This is a genomic window from Pseudomonas sp. IT-P2, from assembly GCF_949767575.1.
In the GTDB taxonomy this organism is placed as follows: domain Bacteria; phylum Pseudomonadota; class Gammaproteobacteria; order Pseudomonadales; family Pseudomonadaceae; genus Aquipseudomonas; species Aquipseudomonas pharyngis.
Genome location: NZ_CATKQA010000011.1, coordinates 891,087 through 913,077, shown reverse-complemented (window position 1 = coordinate 913,077; position 21,991 = coordinate 891,087). Strand labels below are relative to the sequence as shown.

15 protein-coding genes and 2 riboswitches are annotated in these 21,991 nt (G+C 61.9%); of the genes, 9 read left to right on the top strand and 6 right to left on the bottom strand.

What is annotated here, in order from left to right:
- Position 1: 1 nt before the first annotated feature.
- On the bottom strand, positions 2-220 hold the full coding sequence (locus tag ACM6JM_RS10830) for a DUF2970 domain-containing protein (protein ID WP_007959515.1): 219 nt from the start codon (positions 218-220) through the stop codon (positions 2-4).
- Positions 221-329: 109 nt separating this feature from the next.
- The gene (metH, locus tag ACM6JM_RS10825; protein WP_103386645.1) at positions 330-4,040 is read right to left on the bottom strand and encodes a methionine synthase; all 3,711 of its coding nucleotides are present in this window, start codon (positions 4,038-4,040) and stop codon (positions 330-332) included.
- 158 nt (positions 4,041-4,198) lie between these two features.
- Here metH and ACM6JM_RS10820 point away from each other — a divergent pair, with 158 nt between their 5' ends.
- The 3 genes from ACM6JM_RS10820 to nfuA all read left to right on the top strand — a co-directional run bounded on the left by ACM6JM_RS10820 (position 4,199) and on the right by nfuA (position 8,230).
- Positions 4,199-6,493 (top strand): fatty acid cis/trans isomerase, encoded by a 2,295-nt coding sequence (locus ACM6JM_RS10820; RefSeq protein WP_414881839.1) that lies wholly within the window; start codon positions 4,199-4,201, stop codon positions 6,491-6,493.
- A 59-nt stretch (positions 6,494-6,552) separates the two neighbouring features.
- On the top strand, positions 6,553-7,554 hold the full coding sequence (locus ACM6JM_RS10815) for an acyltransferase family protein (RefSeq protein ID WP_414881838.1): 1,002 nt from the start codon (positions 6,553-6,555) through the stop codon (positions 7,552-7,554).
- A gap of 91 nt (positions 7,555-7,645) precedes the next feature.
- Positions 7,646-8,230, top strand: coding sequence for a Fe-S biogenesis protein NfuA (gene nfuA / locus ACM6JM_RS10810; RefSeq protein ID WP_007959519.1), 585 nt, complete (start codon positions 7,646-7,648; stop codon positions 8,228-8,230).
- 110 nt (positions 8,231-8,340) lie between these two features.
- Here nfuA and cobM read toward each other — a convergent pair whose 3' ends face one another.
- From cobM to ACM6JM_RS10790, 4 genes are all read right to left on the bottom strand, one after another.
- On the bottom strand, positions 8,341-9,087 hold the full coding sequence (cobM, locus tag ACM6JM_RS10805) for a precorrin-4 C(11)-methyltransferase (protein ID WP_414881837.1): 747 nt from the start codon (positions 9,085-9,087) through the stop codon (positions 8,341-8,343).
- Between the two features lie 91 nt (positions 9,088-9,178).
- Positions 9,179-9,592 (bottom strand): cobalamin biosynthesis protein, encoded by a 414-nt coding sequence (locus tag ACM6JM_RS10800; protein WP_039768823.1) that lies wholly within the window; start codon positions 9,590-9,592, stop codon positions 9,179-9,181.
- On the bottom strand, positions 9,589-10,290 hold the full coding sequence (locus ACM6JM_RS10795; protein ID WP_039768821.1) for a CbtA family protein: 702 nt from the start codon (positions 10,288-10,290) through the stop codon (positions 9,589-9,591). Before ACM6JM_RS10795 ends, ACM6JM_RS10800 begins: the two co-directional genes overlap by 4 nt.
- Before the next feature lie 11 nt (positions 10,291-10,301).
- Entirely contained in the window at positions 10,302-10,499 is a 198-nt protein-coding gene (locus tag ACM6JM_RS10790; RefSeq protein WP_039768819.1) for a CbtB domain-containing protein, read from the bottom strand.
- A gap of 120 nt (positions 10,500-10,619) precedes the next feature.
- Positions 10,620-10,841, bottom strand: a riboswitch (cobalamin riboswitch).
- A 727-nt stretch (positions 10,842-11,568) separates the two neighbouring features.
- A riboswitch (cobalamin riboswitch) is annotated at positions 11,569-11,779 on the top strand.
- A 98-nt stretch (positions 11,780-11,877) separates the two neighbouring features.
- On the opposite strand from ACM6JM_RS10790, the gene cobW reads away from it, so the two are divergent.
- The 6 genes from cobW (at position 11,878) to ACM6JM_RS10760 (ending at position 21,988) form a co-directional block, all read left to right on the top strand.
- Positions 11,878-12,951 (top strand): cobalamin biosynthesis protein CobW, encoded by a 1,074-nt coding sequence (gene cobW / locus ACM6JM_RS10785; protein WP_414881836.1) that lies wholly within the window; start codon positions 11,878-11,880, stop codon positions 12,949-12,951.
- A gap of 3 nt (positions 12,952-12,954) precedes the next feature.
- Positions 12,955-16,722 carry a cobaltochelatase subunit CobN gene (gene cobN, locus ACM6JM_RS10780; protein ID WP_414881835.1) on the top strand — a complete coding sequence of 1,256 codons (3,768 nt, stop codon included), beginning with the start codon at positions 12,955-12,957 and terminating at the stop codon, positions 16,720-16,722.
- A gap of 8 nt (positions 16,723-16,730) precedes the next feature.
- Complete coding sequence (locus tag ACM6JM_RS10775) at positions 16,731-17,744, top strand: ATP-binding protein (RefSeq protein ID WP_103385155.1); 1,014 nt, start codon at positions 16,731-16,733, stop codon at positions 17,742-17,744.
- 101 nt (positions 17,745-17,845) lie between these two features.
- Positions 17,846-18,409 carry a vWA domain-containing protein gene (locus tag ACM6JM_RS10770; RefSeq protein ID WP_080770625.1) on the top strand — a complete coding sequence of 188 codons (564 nt, stop codon included), beginning with the start codon at positions 17,846-17,848 and terminating at the stop codon, positions 18,407-18,409.
- Positions 18,410-18,449: 40 nt separating this feature from the next.
- The gene (locus tag ACM6JM_RS10765) at positions 18,450-20,096 is read left to right on the top strand and encodes a phospholipase D-like domain-containing protein (RefSeq protein WP_414881834.1); all 1,647 of its coding nucleotides are present in this window, start codon (positions 18,450-18,452) and stop codon (positions 20,094-20,096) included.
- Positions 20,097-20,431: 335 nt separating this feature from the next.
- A complete protein-coding gene (locus tag ACM6JM_RS10760; RefSeq protein ID WP_163975462.1) occupies positions 20,432-21,988 on the top strand; it encodes a TerC family protein in 1,557 nt (518 codons plus the stop codon).
- Positions 21,989-21,991 lie beyond the last annotated feature (3 nt).

Sequence of the window (21,991 nt, the reverse complement as noted above, 5' to 3'; positions counted from 1 at the left end):
GTCAGACGCCCGCCAGGTGCACCACCAGTTGCACAATGCCGAACAGCGTCAGCGCGAACACCGCCGTGAATGCGATACCCAAAAAGATGAAATGGCTGGGCTTGCCGTGGGTGAAGTCCCTTGCCCGGTTCTTGCCGCTCTGCACCCCGAACGCCGCCGCCATGACGCTATGCAGCATCTGCCAGAACGTCGGTGGCTTGTTGTCGACTGGATCGTCCATAAATCCCTCGTCTGCCGTGTGTGTCAGACAAGCATAGCCAACGCCTTTGAAGCCACAGAAATAACTGTGGGAGCCAATTGGCTCCCACAGGGTGTCGCGTGAAGCCGGATTAGTTGTCGTAACCCAGATTCGGCGCCAGCCAGCGCTCGGTCAGGCTTAGTTCCTGGCCTTTGCGCGAGGTGTAGCTCTGCACCTGATCCTTGTCGACCTTGCCCACGGCGAAGTACTGCGCCTGCGGATGGGCGAAGTACCAGCCGCTGACCGCTGCCGCCGGGAACATCGCGTAGTGCTCGGTCAGGAACACGCCGCTGCGACCGGCGCGCATTTCCTGGGCCTCAGGGTCGAGCAGGGCGAACAGGGTGGCCTTCTCGGTGTGATCGGGGCACGCCGGGTAGCCCGGGGCAGGGCGGATGCCGGAGTACTGCTCTTTGATCAGCGCCTCGTTGTCGAGGACTTCATCCTTGGCGTAACCCCAGTGCTCTTTACGCACCTGCTGGTGCAGCCACTCGGCGCAGGCCTCGGCCAGACGGTCGGCGAGGGCCTTGACCATGATCGAGTTGTAATCGTCGCCAGCGTCCTGATAAGCCTTGGCCACTTCTTCGGCACCGATCCCGGCGGTGGTGATGAAACCACCGACATAGTCGGTCACTTCGCTGTCCTTCGGCGCGACGAAGTCGGCCAGGGAGAAGTTCGGTTTGCCGTCGGTCTTGATGATCTGCTGGCGCAGGTGATGCAGGCGGGCCATTGGCTTGCCGTCATCGCCGTACAGCTCGATATCGTCGTCGTGCACCTGATTGGCCGGCCAGAAGCCGAACACTGCACGGGCGCTGATCAGCTTCTCGTCAATCAGCTTGGTCAGCATCTCGCGGGCGTCCTTGTACAGCGAGGTCGCGGCTTCACCGACCACTTCGTCTTCGAGGATGCGCGGGAACTTGCCGGCCAGGTCCCAGGAGATGAAGAACGGCGTCCAGTCGATGTACTCGGCCAGGACGTTGAGGTCGATATTGTCCAGCACGCGGGTGCCGGTGAAGGTCGGTTTGACCGGGGTGTAAGTGGCCCAGTCGAACTGCGGCTTCTTGGCGATCGCGGCGGCGTAGCTCAGGCGTTCGGTGCGGGCGCTGCGGTTGGCGGTGCGCTCGCGGACGTCGATGTACTCTTCGCGGGTCTTCTGAACGAAACCGGCTTTCAGTTCCTTGGACAGCAGCTGCGTCGCCACGCCCACGGCGCGGGAGGCGTCGGTCACGTAGACCACTGCGTCGTTGCTGTACTTCGGTTCGATCTTCACCGCCGTGTGTGCCTTGGAGGTGGTCGCGCCGCCGATCATCAACGGCAGGTGGAAGTCCTGGCGCTGCATCTCGCGGGCCACGTGGACCATTTCATCCAGCGACGGGGTGATCAGGCCGGACAGTCCGATGATGTCGCACTTCTGCTCCCTGGCCACCTGCAGGATCTTCTCGGCTGGCACCATCACGCCGAGGTCGACGATGTCATAGCCGTTGCAACCCAGTACCACGCCGACGATGTTCTTGCCGATGTCGTGCACGTCGCCCTTCACCGTGGCCATCAGGATCTTGCCCTTGGCTTCCGGCTTGTCGCCCTTTTCCAGTTCGATGAACGGAATCAGGTGCGCCACAGCCTGTTTCATCACACGGGCGGATTTCACCACCTGCGGCAGGAACATTTTGCCGGCGCCGAACAGGTCGCCGACGATGTTCATGCCGGACATCAACGGGCCTTCGATCACTTCGATCGGGCGCGCGAAGGACTGACGGGACTCTTCGGTGTCTTCAACGATGTGGGTGGTGATGCCCTTGACCAGCGCATGCTCCAGACGCTTGTTGACGTCCCAGCTGCGCCATTCTTCGGTCTCGGCTTCCTTGACGCTGCCATCGCCCTTGTACTTATCGGCGATGGCGAGGAGGGCGTCGGTGCCTTCGGGCGTGCGGTTGAGGATCACGTCTTCAACGGCGTCGCGCAGTTCCTGCGGGATCTGGTCGTAGATCTCCAGCTGACCGGCGTTGACGATGCCCATGGTCAGGCCGGCGCGGATCGCGTACAGCAGGAACACCGAGTGGATCGCCTCGCGCACCGGGTTGTTGCCACGGAACGAGAACGACACGTTGGACACGCCGCCGGAGCTCAGGGCATACGGCAGTTCGTCACGGATGTAGGCACAGGCGTTGATGAAGTCCACAGCGTAGTTGTTGTGTTCTTCGATGCCGGTGGCCACGGCGAAGATGTTCGGGTCGAAAATGATGTCTTCCGGCGGGAAGCCGACTTCGTTGACCAGAATGTCGTAGGAGCGTTTGCAGATTTCTTTCTTGCGCGCTTCGGTGTCGGCCTGGCCGGCTTCGTCGAACGCCATCACCACCACGGCGGCGCCGTAGCGCTTGCACAGTTTGGCGTGATGGATGAACTGCTCGACGCCTTCTTTCATGCTGATCGAGTTGACGATGCCCTTGCCCTGGATGCATTTGAGGCCGGCTTCGATCACGTCCCATTTCGAGGAGTCGATCATGATCGGCACGCGGGAGATGTCCGGCTCGCCGGCAATCAGATTGAGGAAGGTCACCATGGCCTTCTTCGAATCGAGCATCCCTTCGTCCATGTTGATGTCGATCACCTGGGCGCCGGCCTCGACCTGCTGCAGGGCGACTTCCAGGGCTTCGGTGTAGTTGTCCTCACGGATCAGGCGGGCGAATTTGGCGGAACCGGTGATGTTGGTCCGCTCGCCGACGTTGACGAACAACGAGCTGCGATCAATGGTGAACGGTTCCAGACCCGACAGGCGGCAAGCCTTGGGAATGTCCGGAATCTGCCGTGGCGCGTAACCGGCGACGGCTTTGGCGATGGCTTCGATGTGGCCCGGCGTGGTGCCGCAGCAACCGCCGACAATGTTGAGGAAACCACTCTGGGCGAATTCTTCGATGACCTTGGCGGTGTCCACCGGCAGTTCGTCGTACTCGCCGAACTCGTTCGGCAGGCCAGCGTTCGGGTGCGCCGAAACGTGGGTGCTGGCCTTGTCCGACAGTTCTTCCAGGTACGGACGCAGTTCGCGGGCACCGAGGGCGCAGTTCAGGCCGACCGAAATCGGTTTGGCGTGGGCCACGGAGTTCCAGAACGCTTCGGTGGTCTGGCCCGACAGGGTACGGCCGGAGGCGTCGGTGATGGTGCCGGAAATCATGATCGGCAACTCGAAGCCCAGTTCTTCGAACACGCCTTGCACGGCGAAGATCGCGGCTTTGGCGTTGAGGGTGTCGAAGATGGTTTCGATCAGGATCAGGTCCGCGCCGCCCTCGATCAGGCCTTTGGTGGCCTCGGTGTAGTTTTCCACCAGCTCATCGAAGGTGACGTTGCGATAGCCCGGGTTGTTGACGTCCGGCGACAGCGAGCAGGTGCGGCTGGTCGGGCCCAGAACGCCGGCGACGAAACGCGGCTTGTCCGGGGTCTCGAGGGTTTTCGCGTCGGCGACCTTGCGCGCCAGACGGGCGCCTTCTACGTTGAGTTCGTAGACCAGTTCTTCCATGCCGTAGTCGGCCATGGAAATCTGCGTGGCGTTGAAGGTGTTGGTCTCGAGGATGTCGGCACCGGCATCCAGATAGGCTTTCTCGATTCCGCCGATCACGTCCGGGCGGGTCAGCACCAACAGGTCGTTGTTGCCCTTGACGTCGCTCGGCCAGTCGGCGAAACGTTTGCCGCGATAATCCTGCTCTTCGAGCTTGTAGCTCTGGATCATCGTGCCCATGCCGCCGTCGAGAATCAGGATGCGCTCTTTGAGAGCTTGCTTGAGAGCTTGAAGGCGGACGCTGCGATCGGACATTGGGGCTACTCGAAAAAGACCATGACGAAGGGCCGGGATCATAACAAACCTGTGCGGTTTTAGAGCATGTGGCGCTTTTGCATGAATATCGCTCATGTTGGTACGAGCGTCATAACGGTAGAATCGCGGCGTTTTTCTTCAGGATCAGGATCAGGGACATGTCGTACCGCGTCATCAGCATTTTTTTGCTGTTCTTAAGCTGGGGCGCCGCTGCGCAGCAACCCTCGATTTCTCCCGCTATTTCTTACAGCCGCGATATTCAGCCGATCTTCACCGAGAAGTGCGTGGCCTGCCATGCGTGTTATGACTCTGCCTGTCAGCTCAACCTGGGCAGCGGTGAAGGCGCAGCGCGGGGCGCGAGCAAGATGCCGGTCTACGATGGCGAACGCACCCAGGCGGCGCCGACCACGCGGCTGTTCTATGACGCCTTCGGCAAGCGGGCCTGGCAGCAGAAAGACTTCTACTCGGTGCTCGACGCCCAGGGCAGCCAGGCCGCACTGATGACGCGCATGTTGGAACTGGGACACAAAACACCGCTGACCCCCAACGCCAAACTGCCGCAAGACATTGTCCTGGGTCTCAACCGCGAAAACCTGTGCGCGATGCCCGCCGAGTTCGAAGGCTATGCCGGCGCCCATCCGAGAGAGGGAATGCCGCTGGCGGTGACCGGGCTGACCGATCAGCAATATCAGACACTGCAACGCTGGCTCGCTTCCGGCGCACCGATCGATGAGCAAGGCCTGGCGCCAAGCGCCAAGGAGGCGATGCAGATCGTCCAGTGGGAAAATCTGCTCAACCAGCCTGGCGCGCGGGAAAGTCTGGTCGGGCGCTGGCTGTTCGAGCACTGGTTCCTCGCGCACATCTATTTCAAGGACGGCGAGCCGGGGCATTACTTCCAGTGGGTGCGCTCGCGCACGCCGACCGGGCAACCAATCGATCTGATCGCCACCCGTCGCCCGAACGACGATCCGGGTACTCAGGTGTATTACCGCCTGTGGCCGGTGCAGGGCGTGATCGTGCACAAGACCCACATCACCTATCCGCTGAGCGCGGCGAAGATGGCGCGGGTCAAAAGCCTGTTCTACAACGGCAACTGGCAGGTCAACGCTTTGCCGGGCTACGGGCCGCAGAGTCGGGCCAACCCGTTCGCGACCTTCGAGGCGATCCCCGCGCAGGCGCGCTATCAGTTCATGCTCGATAACGCAGAATACTTCGTGCGCACCTTCATTCGCGGCCCGGTGTGCCGTGGGCAGATCGCGACTGACGTGATCCGCGACAACTTCTGGGCGTTGTTCCAGGCCCCGGAACACGACCTCTACATCACCGACCCGAACTATCGCGGCCAGGCCACGCCATTGCTGGCCATGCCGGGGCAGAACGACGATGTCGGCAGTGTCCTGAGCCTGTGGCACAACTACCGCAACAAGCGAAACCAATACGAAGCCCTGCGCCGTGACAGCTATGCGGATCTGCCGGCGCCGAGCTGGTCGACCCTGTGGGCCGGCAACGATAACGCCTTGCTCAGCATCTTCCGCCACTTCGACAGCGCTTCGGTGACCAAGGGCCTGATCGGCGAGGTGCCGCAGACGATGTGGCTGTTCGACTATCCGCTGCTGGAGCGCACCTATTATCAGTTGGCAGTGAATTTCGATGTGTTCGGCAACGTCTCCCATCAGGCGCAAACGCGCTTGTATTTCGACCTGATCCGCAACGGCGCCGAACAGAACTTCCTGCGCCTGATGCCCGCCGATTCCCGTGAGGGCTACCTCGACGATTGGTACCAGAGCAGCGGCCAGTTCAAGATGTGGCTCGATTACGAAGCCATCGACGACGACAAGCCGACCGCGCTGAAACTCGACGAGAAAGACCCGAAACGCGATTTCGCTATGCAATTGCTGGCGCGTTACGGCGATCTCAACGCGCGTCCGGATCCGATCAACCGCTGTGAAGACGCCTATTGCTCGCGCCCGAACATCGACCCGGCGCTGCAAAACGCCGAACAGGCGCTGAGTCGCCTGACTTCGCGCCCGGCGGCGGGCCTGAAGGTGATCGATCAATTGCCGGAAGCCACCATGCTCCGGGTTGAAACCCGCAGCGGCAAGCGCGAGGTCTACAGCCTGCTGCGCAACCGCGCCCACAGCAACGTGGCGTTCCTGCTCGGTGAATCGCTGCGTTATCAGCCGGGCCTGGACACGCTGACGATCTACCCGGGCGTGCTCAGCAGCTACCCGAATTTCATGTTCAACGTCCCGGCGGATCAGGTGCCGGCGTTTGTCGATGCGATGGAAAGTGCCAAAGACGCGGCGCAGTTCGAGAAAGTCGTCGAACGCTGGGGCATCCGCCGCAGCCATCCGCAGTTCTGGTTCTATTTCCATGACCTGAGCCAGTACATCCACGAAACCGACCCGGTGGAGGAGGGCGTGCTGGACATGAACCGGTACGAGAATCTTTGATCGTTTGAGCGATGGCGGTTGTCCCAATCCTGTGAAGTACGGGATCGGGAGCGCCATCGATGTTGATTTCAGTGCAGGCCCTGCGAGCGCTCGCCGCGTGGGCGGTGGTCTGCCATCACTTCATGCAGATTTTCTTCGACTTCGAGGCGCGGGGGCCGATAGGTCAGCTGTTCATCGACAAGGGTGCCGTGGGCGTCGATATCTTTTTCGTGATCAGCGGGCTGGTGATTTTCCTGTCCACCGAAGGCAAGGCGCTGCCGCCCGCGCGGTTTCTGCTGTATCGGCTGTTTCGGATTGTCCCGGCGTATTGGCTCTACACGGTGCTGATGGCGTTGCTGGTGGTGTTCGCCCGGCCATTGCTGCCGGATCAGACGGTGGACTGGAGTCATCTGTTCCTGTCGTTACTATTTATCCCGACCGAAAACCCCGGCGGCTACGGGATCTACCCGACCCTGAATGTCGGCTGGACCCTGAATTACGAAATGCTGTTCTACGTGTTGTTCGCCTGGGCGCTGTTGTTCCGGCTGCAAGTGCGTTTGCTGGTGGTCGCGGCACTGCTGTTTGCGGTGTGCCAGGCCTGGACCGGGTTTGGCTGGGTCAGCGAGTTTTATCGCTCGGACATCGTTTATGAGTTCCTGCTGGGGATCGGCATCGGCATGCTCTACCGTCGCGGCTGGATCGGCCCGGCGCTTTGGCTGCCCTTATTGGGGATCGGCGCGGCGTTGCTGGCGATCTATCACCTGCCGCCGGAACCCCGATTGCTGAACTGGGGCGTGCCCAGTGCGGTGCTGGTCATGGCCAGTATGGCGCTGGAGCGCCATGTCGAGCGCAACAGGCTGCTGAAGCTGCTGGGCGACTGTTCCTACTCTGTATATCTGATGCACGTGCTGGTGTTGTCGGCCGGCGGTTATCTGGCCCGACGCTATGGGATCAACCCGTATTTGATGTTTGTTGTCTGTGCGCTGGCCATCGGTATCGGTTCTTGGCTGAGCTACGAATGGGTGGAAAAGCGCAGTTATCAGTGGCTTAAAGCACGGATTGACGGCGAACCTGGCGCTTAGCCGATTTGCGAACTATTCCTACGTAAATACTAGGACTTTGTGCCGCGCGCCGATTGGCGTAAACTCCGCCCCAAGCCTGCGAGGAGTTTCCATGACCGCTATTACCATTACCGACGCCGCCCATGATTACCTGGCCGATCTGCTCTCCAAGCAGAACACCCCGGGCATCGGCATCCGCGTTTTCATCACCCAGCCTGGCACCCAGTACGCCGAAACCTGCATTGCCTACTGCAAGCCGGGCGAAGAGAAACCTGAAGATACGGCGCTTGGGCTGAAAAGCTTCACCGCTTACATCGACTCGTTCAGCGAAGCGTTCCTCGATGATGCCGTCGTCGACTACGCCACCGATCGTATGGGCGGCCAGCTGACCATCAAGGCGCCGAACGCCAAAGTCCCGATGGTCAACGCCGACAGCCCGATCAACGAGCGCATCAACTACTACCTGCAAACCGAAATCAACCCGGGACTGGCCAGCCACGGCGGTCAGGTCAGCCTGATCGATGTGGTTGAAGACGGCATTGCCGTGTTGCAGTTCGGCGGCGGTTGCCAGGGCTGCGGCCAGGCGGACGTGACCCTGAAGGAAGGCATCGAGCGCACCTTGCTCGAGCGCATTCCGGAGCTCAAGGGCGTTCGCGACGTTACCGACCACACGCAGAAAGAAAACGCCTACTACTAAGGTGTTCGCTGCGACATGAAAAACGGCGCCCCGTGAGCGCCGTTTTTCATGCCTGTTGATCGTTCCCACGCTCTGCGTGGGAATGCAGTCCGGGACGCTCCGCGTCCCATTCACGGTCGATAAAGGTGCGCATGCCCCGCGCGATACAGCGACGACTCGCTAAAGTGATCGCTACCCAACACCCGCCCAACCAGAATCAACGCGGTACGCCGAAACCCCTTGGTCGTCACCTTCTCGGCAATATCCTCCAGCGTTCCGACTACCCAATCCTGATCCGGCCAAGTCGCCCGATGAATCACCGCGATCGGGCAATCTGCGCCGTAATGCGGCAGCAACTCGGCCAGAATCTTCTCCAGATGATTGACCCCCAGATGAATCGCCATGGTCGCCCCGTGCTGCGCCAGATTGCCGAGCTCTTCACCGACAGGCATCGCGGTCTTGTCCGCATAACGGGTCAGAATCACGCTTTGCGAGATGTCCGGCAGGGTCAGTTCTGCGCCCAACAGCGCGGCGCACGCGGCGGTGGCGGTCACGCCGGGAATGATTTCGAACGGAATATCCAGCTCGCGCAAATAACGAATCTGCTCGCCAATCGCGCCATACAGGCTTGGATCGCCCGAATGCACCCGCGCCACGTCCTGGCCCTTGGCATGGGCGGTCTTGATCAGGTCGATGATCTGTTCCAGGTGCAGTTTGGCGCTGTTGACCACGGTTTCCGCGCAATGACCTTCCAGCACCGCCGTCGGCACCAGCGAACCTGCGTAGATGATCACCGGGCAACTGCGGATCAGCCGCTGGCCTTTGACAGTGATCAATTCCGGGTCGCCGGGGCCGGCGCCGATGAAGTAAACGGTCATCGTTGGATCCTGTAAAAAAGGGGCAGGGCGGTGCTTCACAAGCGCTTCAGATGAAGAATGCTCATGATCGAAAGCTTGAATTATCGGGAATTTACGCCGCGCCGGCCAATGCCAGAGTTGCCTGGGCGTATTTTTGCCGGGGTATCAGCAGTTTTGCCGGGCCGCTTATCAACTGCTCGGCGAGCGCCAGCGCGGCACTTTCCGCTACGCCGTAGCAACCGGTGCGTTCGAAGGCAATCTGTGAATGATGGCTCAGTCGTTGCTGATAACTGGCCAGTTCTTCGCTGCTGAAATACAGCAACGGCAGCGCCAGTTGGGCGGCGAGTTCCTGCAGGCCAGGTTCGTCGCGCTTGAGGTCGATGCTGGCCAGCGCCTTGACCTTCTCCAGATCAATTCGATGTGCCTGTAATGCCTGATCAAGCAAGGCGCGCAGCGTGCTGGCCGGGCAGCCGCGCTGGCAGCCCAGGCCGACCACGAAGGTCGGCGCTGCGCTGTCATCGGTCATGCCTGGTACTGACCTTCGCTTTTGCGGCGGAACAACCACGCGCTGATCAGGCCCAGGGCCAACCAGAACGCGACGTTGGTCAGCTGCGAAGCGATTTTGAACTGCGCTTCGAGGGCTTCCGGGGCGAGCATCGAGTGCACTTCCGGTTGCGGCGCGCCGATCACGTGCGGCACGGCAAGGATCGCCACGCCGAGGATTTTCATCAGCCAGTGACGGCTGAATGCAATCAGGGCCAGACCGACAGCGGTGGAAGCGGCGGTGCCGATCCACCACATCTGACGCGAGGCCAGATCCGCGGCGGCGGTGCCCGGCAGCTCAGGTGGCAGGCCCAGGGTCGGTGCAAGTACGAAAGTCGCATAACCGGCCAGGCCCCAGAGCAGGCCTTGCGAGGTTTTGGTCGGCGCACGCAGGGTGTACAGGCCCGCGAGCATCAGTGCGAAACCCACGGCAACCACCAGATTGCCACCGGTGGTGGACACCACGCGCTGCCAGCCGTCTTCCGGCTCCCAGGCTTCGGCATCGTGGGTGTGGGCGGCGGTGCCGGCAGCGTGTTCGTGAACTTCGGCCACCGGTTCGGCTTTCTCGAAGGTTTCGGCCTGCAGAATCAGCGGTGATACCCAGAAGCTTTGCAGCAACGTCAGGAGCAGGGCGGCCAGAAGGCCGGTGAAACCTGCGGTCTGCGCAATACGCTTGATCATGTCGTCAGGTCTCAGTGGCACGGGAACGCGGCGCTGTGGCGGGTATCGTGAGCAGCGTTGTGCACCGCTTCGATGTGCGAGAAACCGGCGAAATACACCAGGCACGCACCGAGGATCGACGCGCAGGCGGCGGCGGTCAGGCGTTGGCTCAGGGTGGTGGTGCTGGAGATCTTGTCCGAATTGCTGCCGGTGCTGCTGATGATCGACATGGCGCTTCCCTCTGAAGTGTCAGCGGGTGAATAGAGCGCATGAAAACCCCTGCGGCCGGGCACGCAGAGGTTCGAACAGCGCCCGCCCACCGCGGGTTTGTTATGTTCAGCGACGCAAGATGCGCACTGTGTGTTGCGGGCCGGTCTCCGGGCTCACGAGGGGTGGCTGTCTGCCGACCTGCAAGCGTCACCTTCCCATGCCTGTGGGCACAGTGGATCTGACGCTTCGCTCGCTTACCGTTGCGGGGGCAGCACCGGACTGACATGGCTTTAGAGTAAAGCACATGATTCACCGGTTTCCCGTTTCACCCTGTGAAGGGCACCCGTAACAAGTTGTGTAGGAGACCATGGGCGGGGGTTTTTAGTCAATTGAATGGGTGGGTTTGGATAGGTGGGGGCATATCCGTTGCTTCGGGTGCTGCCGCTGGCGGTTTCGCTCTTACAGCGAGTCACTTTTGGCAAACGCCCCAAAAGTAACCAAAAAGTCTTGGCCCCGGCGTACGGCACTTCGCTTAGGCTCAGTGTTCCCTCGCTACGGTGTCCATCAGGGGGCATCGCCTACGGTTTGCTTCGCTGCACCTCCTCTCGATGTGTTCGACTTCGTCGAACGGCGCTACGCGCCTACCCCCTGATGGACACCTCCGCTCGGCCTGCCGAAGGGGCAAAAAATCAAAAGCCACATCAAAAGCCAGATCAAGAGCCCTTAACCACTCAACACGATGAGCGTTAGCTCGAGTACCGCTTTTGATCGCAGGGCCCGTCGGCAGGCTGAGTGGAGGGATTGATCCGGGGGTGGGAGCGCAGCGACCGTTTGGCGAAGCCAAACACATCGAGAGGAGGTGCAGCGAAGCAAACCGTAGGCGATGCCCCCGGATCAATCCCGGAGCGAAGGAACCCCGAGCCTCAGCGAGGGGCCGTACGTCAGGGTTAGAGACCTTTTGGTTACTTTTGGGGCGTTTGCCAAAAGTGACCCGCCGTAAGGGCGGAACCCTAAGAAGCCGTTACCGCAGCAACGGATATACACCCAAATCCGAAAAGCACCGCCCATTGACCCACAACCAACCCATGCGTAGCCTTGCGCTTTCGAGGTTCTTCGGCCCACGCCGAAGCTAAGAAGGGAACGCGGTCCAAGCCGCGGCTGCCCCCGCAACTGTGAACGGTGCTGTTCGCTGCCACGCCACTGCCAACTCAATCCAGAGCCAGCGGGAAGGCGCAGCGAATACCGGGCCAAGGCCCGAACACCGTCAGCCAGGAGACCTGCCTCGTCACAGATTCTCACTTTCAACCGGGCGGGGTGATCCGGTGGCGAACTCTCCAGGCACGCACTCGCGTTGCCGGTCTCGTCCCGTATGCCCGCCACCTTGCCAAAGGGCATCCGATGAAAACACTGGCCAAACTCCCCGTCACCATCGTCACTGGCTTCCTCGGCTCGGGCAAAACCACCTTGCTGCGGCACATGCTCGACAACGCCCAGGGCCGCCGTATCGCGGTAATCGTCAACGAGTTCGGCGAGCTGGGCATCGACGGTGAAATCCTCAAGCAATGCACCATCGGCTGCACCGAAGAAGAAGCCACCGGCCGCGTCTACGAACTGGCCAACGGTTGCCTGTGCTGCACGGTGCAGGAAGAGTTCTTCCCGGTGATGCGCGAACTGGTGGCCCGTCGCGGCGACCTCGACCACATCCTGATCGAAACCTCGGGCCTGGCCCTGCCAAAGCCGCTGGTGCAAGCCTTCCAATGGCCGGAAATCCGCAGCGCCTGCACCGTTGACGCGGTGATCACCGTGGTCGACAACCCGGCCGTGGCCGCCGGCACCTTCGCCGCGTTCCCGGATCAGGTCGACGCCCAGCGCAAACTCGATCCGAACCTGGATCACGAATCGCCGCTGCACGAGCTGTTCGCCGACCAACTGGCCAGCGCCGACCTGGTGATCCTCAATAAGGCCGACCAGACCAGCCCTGAAGACCTCGCGCGCGTCCGTCTGGAAGTCGCCGAAGAACTGCCGCCGGCCGTGAAAATCATCGAAGCCAGCAATGGTCGTCTGCCGCTGGACGTGTTGATTGGTCTGGGCGCCGGTTCCGAAGAACACATCGACAGCCGGCACAGCCATCACGATCACCACCACGGTGAAGGCGATGACGATCATGATGACCACGATCACGACGCCTTCGACTCGATCTCCATCGAATTGCCGCAAGCCGACGAGAGCCTGTTGCTCGACGCGCTGACGCAACTGGTGGTTCAGCACGGCATCCTGCGAGTCAAAGGCTTCGCGGCGATCCCGAACAAGCCGATGCGTCTGTTGGTTCAGGGTGTGGGCACTCGTTTCGACAAGCACTTCGACCGTCAGTGGGGCGCCGATGAGGCGCGCGTGACGCGTCTGGTGTTGATCGGTCAGGAGCTGGACGCCGCCCAGCTCGAAGCGCAACTGCGCGCCGCGCTCAGCGTTTAAGCCATGCACCTGCTCAGGACCCAGCCCGGCGGTTTCGTGTCGGATGACAACATTGCCGACCTTGGACAAACCCCCGCCGAGCTGGTGATCCTGTGCAGCGGCGATTCCAGCCTGGCGCTGCTCGCCGAAGCCGCGCAGCAACTGCCTGAGGATTACCCGAGCGTGCGGCTGGCCAACCCGATGCAGGTGCAGAACCATGCGTCGGTCGACCTCTATGTCGATGAGGTACTGCGCCACGCCAAGGTGATTCTGATCTCGCTGCACGGCGGCATCGCTTATTGGCGTTATGGCGTCGAGCGGCTGGTCGAGTTGTCCGAGCGTGGCGTGCAGGTGATTCTGGTGCCGGGCGATGACCGGCCCGACCCGGAACTCAGCGACCTGAGCACCGTGGGCGCCGAGGATCGCGACCGGCTCTGGCAGTTTCTGCGTCAGGGCGGCATGGACAATGCGCTGGACTTTTTCCGTTGCCTGGCCAATCGCTGGCTGGCGCGGGATTACGTGTGGGGCGAGCCGCAAACGCTGCCGCGCACGGCGATTTATCACCCGAACAAAAACACCGCCGCACTGAGTGACTGGCAAGCCGATTGGCTGCCCGGTCAACCGGTGTCGGCGGTGTTGTTTTATCGCTCGCATTTGCAAGCGGCCAACACGGCGTTTATCGACGTGTTCTGCCAACGGCTTCAGGCAGCCGGACTCAATCCGCTGCCGATCGCCGTGGCCAGTTTGAAAGAGCCTGGCTGCCTGTCGGTGGTCGAGGACTGGCTGGATGAAGTCGAGGCCTCGGTGATTCTGAACACCACTGGTTTCGCCCAGTCCAGCCCGGAAGCGCCGCATCTGCGGCCGTTCCGTCGCAACATTCCGGTGATCCAGGCGATTTGCGCCCAAGACAACGAGCCTGGCTGGCGCGAGAGCGAGCAGGGCCTCGGCCCCCGGGATCTGGCGATGCACATCGCCTTGCCGGAACTGGACGGCCGGATTATCAGTCGGCCGATCAGCTTCAAGGATCTGGCCTGGCGCAGCGAGCGCAGTCAGTCCGACGTGGTGTGTTATCGGGCCCAACCCGAGCGCATGGATTTCGTCGCCGAACTGGCGCGACGCTGGGTCGATCTGGCGCGGGTGCCGAACGCTGAAAAGCGCATCGCGCTGATCCTCGCCAACTACCCGACCCGGGACGGACGCATCGGCAACGGCGTCGGCCTCGACACGCCGGCTGCCGCGCTGAATATCCTGCGGGCGCTACAGGCCGAAGGTTATCCGCTGCCCGCCGAACTGCCGGACAGCGGCACCGAACTGATCCGGCAATTGCTGGGTGGCGTCAGCAATGACCTCGACACCCTCGATCAGCGCCCGTGCCAGCAAAGCCTGGCGATGAACGATTACCTGACGATGTTCAATGCGCTGCCAGAAGCCAATCGCGCGGCAGTGCTGGAGCGCTGGGGTTCGCCGCAAAACGATCCGATGTGCCGGGACGGGCGGATGATGATCGCTGGCCTGCGTTTTGGCCTGACTTTCGTCGGCATTCAACCGGCGCGGGGTTATCAGGTCGATCCGAGCGCGGTGTATCACGACCCGGATCTGGTGCCGCCGCACGCATACCTCGCGTTCTATTTCTGGCTGCGCCAGACCTACGGGGCTCACGGCGTGATCCACGTCGGCAAGCACGGCAACCTCGAATGGCTGCCCGGCAAAGGCGTGGGTCTGTCGGAGAACTGCTGGCCGGACGCGCTGCTCGGGCCGCTGCCGAACATCTATCCGTTTATCGTCAACGATCCGGGCGAGGGCGCCCAGGCCAAACGTCGCACTCAGGCGGTGATCATCGACCACCTGATGCCGCCGCTGACTCGCGCCGAAACCTATGGTCCGCTGCGTAATCTGGAGCTGTTGGCAGACGAGTATTACGAAGCTCAGTTGCTCGATCCGCGCCGCGCCCGGGAATTGCAGCGCGATATTCTGCAACTGGTGCGTGACACGCAGATCGACCGCGAGCTGCAACTCGACGAAGCCCTCGACAGCGATGCCGATGCGGCGATCTGGCTGCCGCGTCTGGATACTTATCTGTGTGATTTGAAGGAGTCGCAGATCCGCGATGGTCTGCACATCTTTGGAGAGTCGCCGAGTGGTCGGCTGCGCATCGACACGTTGCTGGCGTTGCTGCGGATTCCGCGTGGCGATGGCAAAGGCGCGCAATCGAGTTTGTTGCGGGCGTTGGCGAAAGCGTTTCAGTTGGGGTTCGATCCGCTGGATTGTGCACTGGCTGATTCCTGGACCGGCCCGCGCCCAATGGAATTGCAATCGCTGAGCGATGAAGTCTGGCGCACGGCGGGGGATACTCGCGAACGTCTGGAGCTGTTCGCCACCCAACTGATCTCCCAGTCACTGCCATCCCCCTGTGGGAGCGAGCCGCGCTGGGTTGAAGTCGGTGCAATCCTCGACAACCTCCGCGAAGTGATCGCCCCACGCCTCGATGCCTGCGGCCCGGCCGAAATGCGTGGCCTGCTTGATGCCTTGAGCGGCCGCTTCGTCCCGGCCGGCCCGAGCGGCGCGCCAAGTCGCGGTCGCCTCGATGTGCTGCCCACCGGGCGCAATTTTTACTCCGTGGACGTGCGCAACCTGCCGACCACCACCGCCTGGCGAATCGGCTTCCAGTCCGCGACCCTGATTCTCGAGCGACACCTGCAGGATCACGGCGATCACCTGCGCCAGCTCGGCCTGTCGGTGTGGGGCACCGCGACCATGCGTACCGGCGGTGACGACATCGCCCAGGCCATGGCGCTGATGGGCGTGCGCCCGGTATGGGCCACCGGCAGTCAGCGGGTCGATGATTTCGAGATTCTGCCGCTGAGCCTGCTCGACCGCCCTCGGGTGGATGTCACGCTGCGGGTCTCCGGATTTTTCCGCGATGCGTTTGCCAACCTGATCCGCCTGTTTGATGCCGCCGTACAAGCCGTGGCCGAACTGGACGAGCCGGACGATCTCAATCCGCTGGCCGCCAAAGTGCGTGCCGAGCGTGAGGCGCTGCGGCAATCGGGTCTGGATGAAGAAGCGGCGCGACGTCAGGCCGGCTGGCGGATCTTCGGTGCCAAACCCGGCGCTTATGGCGCGGGCGTGCAGGGCGCAATCGATGGTCGCCTGTGGCAAACCCGCGAAGATCTGGCCGAGGTCTACCTGAACTGGGGCGCCTATGCTTACGGTGGTTCCGACGAAGGCACTGCCGCCCGCGAGCAATTCGTCCAGCGCCTGAGCCAGGTGCAGGCCGTGCTGCAAAACCAGGACAACCGCGAGCATGACCTGCTCGATTCCAACGACTATTACCAGTTCCAGGGCGGCATGCTCGCCGCCGTGGAAAGCCTGCGCGGCGAAGCGGCGGCCAGTTATCACGGCGATCACAGTCAGCCGGACCTGCCGAAGATCCGCACCTTGAAGGAAGAACTGAACCGAGTTATCCGCTCGAGGGCGGCGAATCCGAAATGGATCGACGGGGTCAAGCGCCACGGCTATAAAGGCGCGTTCGAACTGGCGGCGACGGTCGACAACCTGTTCGCCTTCGACGCCACCACGCAACTGATCGACGACCATCAGTACGCCTTGCTGGCCGATGCGTATCTGCTGGACCCGGCGACCCGCGAGTTCGTGCGCGAGCATAATCCCCACGCCCTGCGCGACATGACCGAACGCATGCTCGAAGCGCAGCAGCGCGGGATGTGGCAGGAACCGGGCGCCTACAAAGAAGCTCTGGAAAACCTGCTGCTGGACATAGAAGAAGAGAGCTGAGACTGAACATGACCGACATTTCGCATTTCCCGCTCTCCGCCGTGGTTGGCGCCGATGATCTGAAACTGGCGCTGTACCTGACGGCCATCGACCCGAAGATCGGCGGCGTGCTGATCGAAGGCCCGCGCGGCATGGCCAAGTCGACGCTCGCCCGGGGTCTGGCGGATCTGCTGGCCAGCGGTCAGTTCGTCACCTTGCCGTTGGGCGCCACCGAAGAGCGACTGGTCGGCACGCTGGATCTGGACGCGGCGTTGAACGACGGTCGCGCGCAGTTTTCTCCCGGCGTTCTGGCGAAGGCTGACGGCGGCGTGTTGTACGTCGATGAAGTGAATCTGCTGCCGGATCATCTGGTGGACTTGCTGCTCGATGTGGCTGCCAGCGGCACTAACCTGATCGAGCGCGATGGCATTTCCCATCGGCACTCGGCGAAGTTCGTATTGATCGGCACGATGAACCCGGAAGAGGGTGAATTGCGTCCGCAATTGCTGGATCGCTTTGGTTTGAACGTCGCCCTGAGCGGTCACACGGCGCCGGCCGAGCGTGGTCAGATCATTCGTCGTCGGCTGGATTTCGACAGCGATCCGCAGGCGTTCTGTGCGCAGTGGGAGGCTGAACAGCAAGCTCTGCGTCAGCGCTGCGAGAACGCCCGCAAGGTTTTACCGGGCATCCCGCTGGATGACGCGGCGCTGGCACAGATCACCGAGCGCTGCTTCGCGGCAGGCGTCGACGGTTTGCGCGCCGATCTGGTCTGGCTGCGTGCCGCGCGGGCGCATGCGGCGTGGCGCGGTGCGGACGCCATCGCCGAGCAGGATATCGATGCGGTGGCTGAGTTCGCATTGCGTCATCGTCGTCGCGAACAGTCTTCGACCAGCTCGCAGCCACCGGCGCAATCGCCGTCCGGCACTAACGCCGAGCCGAGCGAGGGGCAGGGCCAGTGGGGAGAAATGCCGGCGCCGGCACTGGCTACCGGCGCACGCCGCGAAGTCCCTACCTGGCCGCCACACCTACAAAAAAAGCGTTAGGCATTCGCCCCCGATCCGACGCGGGGGCGAATGCCAGACCCCGCGCCGGACGCCTCGATAACGGCCGCCAGGGCAAGCGTCATGCCGCTCGCAGTGGCTCGGTGAACTGGCCCGGAACCTTGCTCAATGGCCGCCCGAAAACCCGGGCGGATCTGCTGTTTCAACTGCGTACCCGCACGCCCCATGAACTGTGGCTGGTGATCGTCGATGCCTCGGCCTCGACCCGTCGTCATCAGGCGCTGAGCGATGCCAAGGGCGTGCTCGCACAACTGTTCGATGACGCTTACCGGCAGCGCGCGCGCCTTGCGTTGCTGACCGCAAGCGGCGCCGCGCCGAAATGGCAGGTGCAAGGGCTGAAGGCCTCCAGCGGCTTGCGCGCGTGGCTCGATGGATTGGGTGCGGGAGGCGGCACGCCATTGTTGGCGGCGTTGACGGAAGCCGGGCATTGGCTGACGGTGCGGCGCAAGCGTTTCCCCGCTGAACAGCAACGGTTGCTGGTGATCACCGATGGCCGTTTGAAAGACTGGCCGCAACTGCCGGCGCTCGCATGTCCGGGCCTGTTGATCGATATCGAGCGCGGGCCGATCCGCCTGAAGCGCGCAAGGCAATTGGCGACCGCACTGGACGCGGATTACCGGCATATCGACGAGTTATTGTCGGTCTGAGGGCTATGCTGCAGTGAGGCCAAATCACAGGGAGTGAATCATGCGCGTGCTGGTCGCCAATCCGCAGGACGATTTTCGCGTCAAGGCCTACGCCGGCACCAACGGCGCGCTGCTCGCCATGGACCTCGCCGAACCCCGGCGCAAAGGCTTGCTGGGGTTTGCCATCGAGAAGCAGCAGGGCGACAAACCGTGGCTGTTCCTGTTCAACAGCCTGACCTTTCCCGGCAAGGCCCATACCTTCGCGCAGTTTCACGCCACGCCGAGCGACAAGGCGCCGTTGCAGAAATTTCGCTGGGCCGATTACGCGGTCAATCCAGGCATGACGATCCACTATCGCGTGCACCTGGCGTATGGCACGCCGGATGCGCCGCAACTCGGCGAAGCGCTGGAGCTGACGATCCGTTCTGATGACGGTCATCCTGCCAGTCAGGGCGTGATCTTCAACCGTGCCGTGGCAGCGAGCCAGGCGTTTCAGCGCAAATTCCCCGATCTCGACGCACAGATCAGTGCCAACAAAAACCTGCCCATCGAAGCCTGGCCCGATGCCGCGCGTCAGTGGCTGGAGAACGGTCTGCTCGGGCGCCTGCAAGGCTTTATCGAACGAGCGGTGGACGCTCAGTGGGCGCTGGACATCGCGATCTACGAATACCAGTTGCAAGCCATCGTCGACACGGTGAACGCGGCGTTCGATCGAGGTGTTCAGGTGCGTGTGCTGTATCACGCCCGGCCCGACGACGAAGACACCACGATCAATGAAGCGAGCCTTGCGAAACTGCCGGCGAGCAGCAAGCGCGGGCGGGTCACCCACAACATTTTCCATAACAAGTTCATCGTCCTCAGCCGCCTCGACAGAGGCGGCGAGCGTCAGCCGCAAGCGGTGCTGTGCGGCAGCACCAACTTCACCGCCAACGGCGTGTACCGCCAGGCCAACGTGGTGCATGTGCTGGACGATTCGGCGGTCGCCACGAGTTACTTGAAAACCTTCGAGCAGATCTGGGCCGAGCCGGCAGACGTCGGCGCCACCCGCGACTGGATTACCCAACACAACCCGATGAACCCGGCGCAACCCCTGTTCGCCGGGTTCTCCCCGCGTACCGGCGGCGCGGATCTGCGGGAGTTCGTCGATATCATCGAGGGGGCGAAGAAAGACCTGCTGTTCGTTACTGCATTCGCCTTGCCCGACGCGATTCTCAACGCGTTGCTCGGCCAGCCCCACGACGACATCCTGCGTTACGGCCTGCAAAACACGGTCAGCCGCATCACCGGGTTTCACGCCGACCGAACCGCCGAATTCGCCGCCACCGCGTTGCTCAACACCGGGCTGGAAGGCTGGTTGCGGGAGAACATGAAGGGCCAGAAAGGCAACCTGCTGGTGCACACCAAAGCGGTAGTCACCGACTTCACCAGCGACAGTCCGACCATCATCAGCGGCAGCCACAACCTCAGTACTTCCGCCAGCAACGGGAATGACGAGAACTACCTGATCATTCGCGGCGACACCGATCTGGCGGACCGTTATGGCCTGGAACTGCTGCGGTTCTACGAGCATTACCGTTTTCGCTATTTCGCGAAAAAACTGGCGTTGAAGCAGGTGCAGCCGTTGGCGGCGGATGATAGCTGGACCAACGACTACTACGTCGAGGACGACCTGCGTCAGTTGTCTCGCCTGCGGTTTTCCGGGCGTTAGCCCTTGCGCATCCGTTGGCTGCCGATGCTGACGAGAGCGGCGATAGGCAGGCGGCGTACAGATTTTGAAATGATTTCCAGCTGTAGGAAAAGTCATCAGAGCCTGTACGCTTCAAGGCCTTTTTTCATTCAGGATTTGCATGAACACCCTCTCGGAGCCTCCCAGTTCTTCTAAAAAAACAACGTTCCCCTCGCGCCATTGCGCGGTCTTGACGCACTCGCAACATCCGGTCTACCGACTACCGACTATCGTTGTTGGCGCAGCCTTCGAGCTTTCGCGCCGCACTTTGCCGTGTCCGGCAGCCTGAATTCACTGACGAGAGATAGAGACAGATTATGGAATGGTTAGCGGATCCCACGGCATGGCTGGGCTTGTTGACACTGATCGTGCTGGAACTGGTACTGGGTATCGACAACCTGGTTTTCATCGCGATCCTGGCGGACAAACTGCCGCCGCATCAGCGCGACCGCGCACGCATCATCGGTTTGAGCCTGGCGCTGATCATGCGTCTTGGCCTGCTGGCGAGTATTTCCTGGCTGGTCACCCTCACGGCACCGTTGTTCGAGGTGTTCGGCAAGAGCTTCTCCGGCCGTGACCTGATCATGCTGTTCGGTGGTGTGTTCCTGTTGTTCAAGGCGACCATGGAATTGCACGAACGGCTGGAAGGCCACATCGGCGAGCGCTCGACCAACACCGCTTATGCGCTGTTCTGGCCGATCGTGGCGCAGATCGTCGTGCTCGACGCGGTGTTCTCCCTGGACGCGGTGATTACTGCCGTGGGCATGGTCGATGAACTGGCGGTGATGATGATCGCGGTGGTCGTGTCCATTGGTGTGATGATCGTTGCCAGCAAGCCGCTGACCCGCTTCGTCAACGCCCACCCGACGGTGATCATGCTGTGTCTGGGCTTCCTGATGATGATCGGTTTTGCCCTGACCGCTGAAGGCCTGGGTTTCCACATACCGAAAGGTTATCTGTACGCGGCCATTGGTTTCTCGATCCTGATCGAGATCTTCAACCAGATCGCCCGCGCTCGTCGCAAGCGCTCGATGCAGGGCTTGCGCCCGATGCGTGAGCGCACGGCCCATGCGGTGATGCGTCTGTTGGGTGGTCGCAAACTGGCGGAGGAAGAGGTCGGCGAGGAGATTTCCGACTTGCTGGACAACGGTGAAGCGCCGAGCGCAGAGCTGTTCGACCGTCGCGAGCGGGTGATGATCAGTGGTGTGCTGCAACTGGCCGAACGACCGATTCGCGCCTTGATGACAGTGCGCGCCGATGTCGATCACATTGATCTGGCGGACGACGCCGAGGCTATTCGTACGCGGTTGATGCATTCGTCCTACTCGCGCTTGCCGCTGATTCGTAACGGCGCAGTGGATGAGCCGCTGGGCTTCGTGCACAAGAAGGAACTGCTCAAGGAGTATCTGGCCGGCAACGAGCCGAACCTTGAACACCTGGCGCGCAAGACCGTCAATCTGCTGGACAGTTATTCGATCCTCAACGCACTGGAACAAATGCGTGCGGCCTCGACCCACATTGCCTTTGTGGTGAACGAGTTCGGTGACTTTGTGGGTGTGTTGACCATGACCGACATTCTCGAATCGATTGCCGGCGAACTACCGGACGCCAGTGAGATCGCAGGCCCGGACGTGGTCGAGGAGCAGGGCGGGTTTATCGTCAATGGTGCGCTGAACCTGACCCGCATCCGCGAGCACACCGGTTTTCGCGCCGAGCCGACCGAGGATTATCAGACCTTGGCCGGACTGGTGATGAGCCTGCTGGATCGCCTGCCGATGAAGGGCGATCGACTGGAGCATGAAGGCTGGGGCATGACCGTGATGGCGGTCGAAGAACGTCGTGTGACACGGGTGTTACTTGTGCGTGAGGCCTGACGG

Bases quoted from the DNA above. Each gene is read 5' to 3' on its own strand.
- ACM6JM_RS10790 (WP_039768819.1), bottom strand. From the start codon at position 10,499: ATGTCGATCATCAGCAGCACCGGCAGCAATTCGGACAAGATCTCCAGC.
- ACM6JM_RS10760 (WP_163975462.1), top strand. From the start codon at position 20,432: ATGGAATGGTTAGCGGATCCCACGGCATGGCTGGGCTTGTTGACACTG.
- ACM6JM_RS10775 (WP_103385155.1), top strand. From the start codon at position 16,731: ATGACCGACATTTCGCATTTCCCGCTCTCCGCCGTGGTTGGCGCCGAT.
- ACM6JM_RS10820 (WP_414881839.1), top strand. From the start codon at position 4,199: ATGTCGTACCGCGTCATCAGCATTTTTTTGCTGTTCTTAAGCTGGGGC.
- ACM6JM_RS10765 (WP_414881834.1), top strand. From the start codon at position 18,450: ATGCGCGTGCTGGTCGCCAATCCGCAGGACGATTTTCGCGTCAAGGCC.
- metH (WP_103386645.1), bottom strand. From the start codon at position 4,040: ATGTCCGATCGCAGCGTCCGCCTTCAAGCTCTCAAGCAAGCTCTCAAA.
- cobN (WP_414881835.1), top strand. From the start codon at position 12,955: ATGCACCTGCTCAGGACCCAGCCCGGCGGTTTCGTGTCGGATGACAAC.
- ACM6JM_RS10830 (WP_007959515.1), bottom strand. From the start codon at position 220: ATGGACGATCCAGTCGACAACAAGCCACCGACGTTCTGGCAGATGCTG.
- ACM6JM_RS10795 (WP_039768821.1), bottom strand. From the start codon at position 10,290: ATGATCAAGCGTATTGCGCAGACCGCAGGTTTCACCGGCCTTCTGGCC.
- nfuA (WP_007959519.1), top strand. From the start codon at position 7,646: ATGACCGCTATTACCATTACCGACGCCGCCCATGATTACCTGGCCGAT.
- cobW (WP_414881836.1), top strand. From the start codon at position 11,878: ATGAAAACACTGGCCAAACTCCCCGTCACCATCGTCACTGGCTTCCTC.
- cobM (WP_414881837.1), bottom strand. From the start codon at position 9,087: ATGACCGTTTACTTCATCGGCGCCGGCCCCGGCGACCCGGAATTGATC.
- ACM6JM_RS10800 (WP_039768823.1), bottom strand. From the start codon at position 9,592: ATGACCGATGACAGCGCAGCGCCGACCTTCGTGGTCGGCCTGGGCTGC.
- ACM6JM_RS10815 (WP_414881838.1), top strand. From the start codon at position 6,553: ATGTTGATTTCAGTGCAGGCCCTGCGAGCGCTCGCCGCGTGGGCGGTG.